Below are 4149 nucleotides of genomic sequence, written 5' to 3'. Positions count from 1 at the left end.
CCTCCTTCACCACCGCCTAACTGCATGCGCTGTGGAACGCCAGGGTGACCAGCTCAAGACAACGCTGGCAAACCATTTTGACTTCGGTGTCGATACAGCTGTGGACCACCACAGATTTACGTTCATCTCGTTCAAAAACGAATTTGGCCTGCACCGTACCGACATTGTCGGAAAGCGGGTCGCAGAGTCTCTTCAAATCGGCCAGCAGCAGTTCACCTTGAAGGGTGGTGCCACGATCAGCCAATTTGCGCGGGTCAACGTGAGGTGGAATCGGGTCATTCAACATAGGCGCAGCATTATAGGGATGCACCCACCCATGTCAAAGGAAATTGTGCCCTGTCCGTCACTTGCACGCCTGCGCTAGAATCCACACCTCCCTCAGGAGACGCGAATGCTGCCTTTATTACTCGCTTCAAGCTCGACTTATCGCCGCGAATTACTTGCCCGCCTGCACTTGCCGTTCACCTGCATTTCGCCGGATATCGACGAAAGCCACCGCCCCGGCGAGCCGGCGATCGAACTGGTCAAACGCCTCGCCGAACAAAAAGCCCGAGCATTGGCCCACAACCACCCCGCTCATCTGATTATCGGTTCCGATCAAGTCGCCGTGCTCGGCGAGCAGATCATCGGCAAGCCGCACACCTTCGAGAAAGCCTGCGAGCAACTGATGGCTGCCAGTGGTGCCAGCGTGACCTTCCTCACCGGCCTCGCCCTGCTCAACAGCCAGACCGGCCAATGCCAGGTCGACTGCGTGCCGTTCACCGTACATATGCGGCAACTCGATCTGGCGCGCATCGAGCGTTACCTGCGCATCGAGCAACCCTACGACTGCGCTGGCAGCTTCAAGGCCGAAGGCCTGGGCGTGAGCCTGTTCCAGTCCACCGAAGGCCCGGACGCCACCAGCCTGATCGGTTTGCCACTGATTCGCCTGATCGACATGCTGCTGGCTGAGGGAATGCAGATCCCTTAAAGCAAAAGATCGCAGCCTTCGATAGCTCCCAGGAACTGCCGCAGACTGCGATCTTTTGCTCTTTAAAACAACTCAGCGCAACGAAGGACCGTGGAACCCCATCCACATCGCCAACTGCTCAGCAACGCTTGCACCAAGCTTCTTCGAGAAGCGATCGAACGGCGATTCCTGAACAGTGAAGTCAACCAGTTCTTTCTCACCGATCACGTCACGCGCCACCGAACTGGCGCTACCCAAGCCATCGATCAAACCCAATGGCAGCGCCTGCTCACCCGACCAGACCAGCCCGGAGAATAGCTCCGGATGCTCTTTATCCTTCAGGCGATCGCCGCGCCCTTGCTTGACGCTATTGATGAACTGCTTGTGCGTGGTATCCAGCACACTTTGCCAGAACGCGGTTTCTTCAGGTTTCTGCGGCTGGAACGGATCAAGGAACGACTTGTGCTCGCCCGAGGTGTAGGTGCGACGCTCAACACCCAGTTTCTCCATGGTGCCAACAAAACCGTATCCAGCAGCGGTCACACCAATGGAACCCACCAGACTCGCCTTATCGGCATAGATCTGATCCGCCGCACTGGCAATGTAATAGGCACCGGACGCACCGAGATCGGAAATCACCGCATACAGCTTGGTGTCCGGGTGCAGACCGCGCAGACGCTTGATCTCGTCATAGACATACCCCGACTGCACCGGACTACCGCCAGGACTGTTGATACGCAGGATGACACCCTTGACTTTCTTGTCTTCGAACGCTGCGCGCAAGGCGCCGACAATGTTGTCAGCACTGGCCGATTCCTTATCGGCGATCACGCCGGTAACATCGATCAGCGCGGTGTAGTTCGTGCCGCGAGCGGCGCTCTTTTCCATATCCATCAGCGGCGTGAACAGGATCAACGCAACAAACAGATAAACAAACGTCAGAAGCTTGAAGAAAATCCCCCAACGCCGCGAGCGACGTTGCTCCTGCACACCGGCGAGCAGAGTCTTTTCCAACAGCTTCCAGCTTTTCTCGTCACCGCCGTCGGCACTTGCCTTGGCCGGTGCCTTCCATTCGTCGGTCATGCCATTCACCCCAGCAAAAACGTATTAGGCCCGCTGCCCCAGCCAGGCATGCAATTCGGAAAAACGATCGATCGACAGACGCGGCTCGAACTGCTGCAGTGATTCAATCGATTGCGCGCCATAACTGACCGCCACCGACTCCATCCCCGCGTTACGCGCCATTAATAGATCGAAGGACGAGTCCCCCACCATCAGCGCCTGCTCCGCACGAACACCGCAATGAGCAAGAATCTGCTCCAGCATCAGAGGGTGCGGTTTACTCGCAGTTTCATCGGCAGCACGGGTAATGTCGAAATACTCTTCCCAGCCATTAGCCTTGAGCACCCGATCCAGTCCGCGACGATTCTTGCCGGTCGCGATTGCCAGGTGATAACCCTGCTCGCGAAAGGATGCCATCGACTCGACGACACCCTCGAACAACGGCGAAGGCACGGCTTCTGCAGCGATGTAGTGATCTGCGTAATACTCGCGGAACGCAACCATTTCGGTATCGCTGATCTCGGGGTACAACGTGCGAATCGCCTCGGGCAAACCCAGGCCAATGATGCCCTTGACGGCAAAGTCATCGCGCAACTCGAAACCGGACCGCCCGGACGCGGAATGCATCGCCTCGACAATCCGGCCAATGGAATCGGCCAGCGTACCGTCCCAATCGAAAATCAGCAGTTTGTAATCAGGGTGCGGCACTCAGGCGCTCCACAGTCTTGGCCCACATTTCATCGACCGGGGCCTGCAAGGTCAGCTTGCCACCGTCAGGCAGCGGCACGGTCAGCATGTAAGCGTGCAGAAAAAGGCGCTTGCCGCCCAGATCGCGGATTTCCTTGGTGAAATCGTCATCACCGTACTTGCTGTCGCCAGCAATGCAATGCCCGGCGTGCAGGGTGTGGACGCGAATCTGGTGGGTACGACCGGTAACAGGCTTGGCCTCGACCATGGTGGCGAAATCGCCGAAGCGGCGCAGCACCTTGAACACAGTCAGGGCTTCTTTGCCCTCGTCGTTGACTTCAACCATGCGCTCACCGGAACGCAGGTTGCTCTTGAGCAATGGCGCACTGACCTGCTTGATCGAGGTCGCCCAATTACCACGAACCAGCGCCATGTAGCGCTTGTCGACACCATCGCCACGCAATTTTTCGTGCAAGTGACGCAGCATGCTGCGTTTCTTGGCAATCATCAGCAAGCCGGAAGTGTCACGATCGAGACGATGGACCAGTTCCAGCTCCTTTGTATCGGGACGCAACTGACGAAAGGCTTCGATCACGCCGAAATTCAGACCGCTGCCACCGTGAACCGCAATGCCGGCGGGCTTGTTGATCACGATCAGCGCCTTGTCTTCGTAGACGATCGATGCTTCCAGACGCTGCAACAGTCCCTGGGCCAAAGGCACCGGTTCATCACGCTCCGGCACGCGAACCGGCGGCACGCGCACGATATCGCCGGCCTGCAGTTTGTATTCAGGCTTGATCCGTCCCTTGTTCACGCGCACTTCGCCTTTACGCAAAATGCGGTAAATCAAGGTCTTGGGCACGCCTTTGAGCCGGGCGAGGAGAAAGTTGTCGATTCGTTGGCCGGCATACTCCGGCGAGACTTCAAGCAATTGAACGCCTGGAGTCGAAGGGGCAGTAGTTGTCATGCCGCGGATGATAACAATTTTTATGGAATTGAAGCACTTAATCATTGCTGCTATAGTCGCGAACGCCGCCAAAAGCGGCCTGGGCAGCGGAACCACGGTCAAAAACCGGCCCTGACCAACGCAATTCACCAGGACGCGAGGCCGTCCTACGGGGCTTTCGCTACGTAACGGTGGAGTTTGCAGTTGTAACAAGCGCAGGTGACATGAGGCCTGAATTACACCGCCGAGCAGAGTTTTTACTCGTCTGGCAGGCAGATATTCACGGCCAGTTCACAAAGTGCAGTCAGCTGCGAATGACCCCGAGCGAACGCTTCGGAAACATCGCCTAAATTAGCCATGATGCGTGACCTCCCCTTTCGGAGTTCACGGTAAATGCCAACCCGCTGCGGATTCTGCGCGCGGCAGCACCCGAATTATCAGGGATAGGTGTAGGGTGGAGATGCACATCCGCGGGACTGTGTAGCTCTAGGCTTTATCAAGTCGC

The 4149-nt window shown here is 57.2% G+C and carries 4 protein-coding genes and 1 pseudogene; 1 reads left to right on the top strand and 4 read right to left on the bottom strand.

Annotation, left to right across the window (positions count from 1 at the left end):
* Nucleotides 1-19: 19 nt before the first annotated feature.
* Nucleotides 20-286 (bottom strand): annotated as a pseudogene (locus tag ACIOWA_RS27550) (metal-binding protein); the annotation flags it as partial.
* Between the two features lie 105 nt (nt 287-391).
* Between ACIOWA_RS27550 and ACIOWA_RS27545 the strand changes: the two are divergent.
* Nucleotides 392-970: a Maf family protein gene (locus tag ACIOWA_RS27545; RefSeq protein ID WP_401162886.1), complete on the top strand. Its 579-nt coding sequence runs from the start codon at nt 392-394 to the stop codon at nt 968-970.
* A gap of 72 nt (nt 971-1042) precedes the next feature.
* Here ACIOWA_RS27545 and sppA read toward each other — a convergent pair whose 3' ends face one another.
* From sppA to rluC, 3 genes are read right to left on the bottom strand one after another with little or no spacing between them, the layout of a single operon-like run.
* On the bottom strand, nt 1043-2032 hold the full coding sequence (gene sppA, locus ACIOWA_RS27540; RefSeq protein WP_401162885.1) for a signal peptide peptidase SppA: 990 nt from the start codon (nt 2030-2032) through the stop codon (nt 1043-1045).
* Between the two features lie 24 nt (nt 2033-2056).
* Entirely contained in the window at nt 2057-2719 is a 663-nt protein-coding gene (locus tag ACIOWA_RS27535) for an HAD-IA family hydrolase (RefSeq protein WP_339431064.1), read from the bottom strand.
* On the bottom strand, nt 2706-3665 hold the full coding sequence (rluC, locus tag ACIOWA_RS27530; protein ID WP_339431063.1) for a 23S rRNA pseudouridine(955/2504/2580) synthase RluC: 960 nt from the start codon (nt 3663-3665) through the stop codon (nt 2706-2708). Before rluC ends, ACIOWA_RS27535 begins: the two co-directional genes overlap by 14 nt.
* Between the last annotated feature and the right edge of the window lie 484 nt (nt 3666-4149).

It is taken from the genome of Pseudomonas sp. NPDC087614, from assembly GCF_044743485.1.
In the GTDB taxonomy this organism is placed as follows: Bacteria; Pseudomonadota; Gammaproteobacteria; order Pseudomonadales; family Pseudomonadaceae; genus Aquipseudomonas; species Aquipseudomonas baetica_A.
Note: the sequence above shows the minus strand (reverse complement) of the source record. Positions and strands in the feature narration are given on the sequence as shown.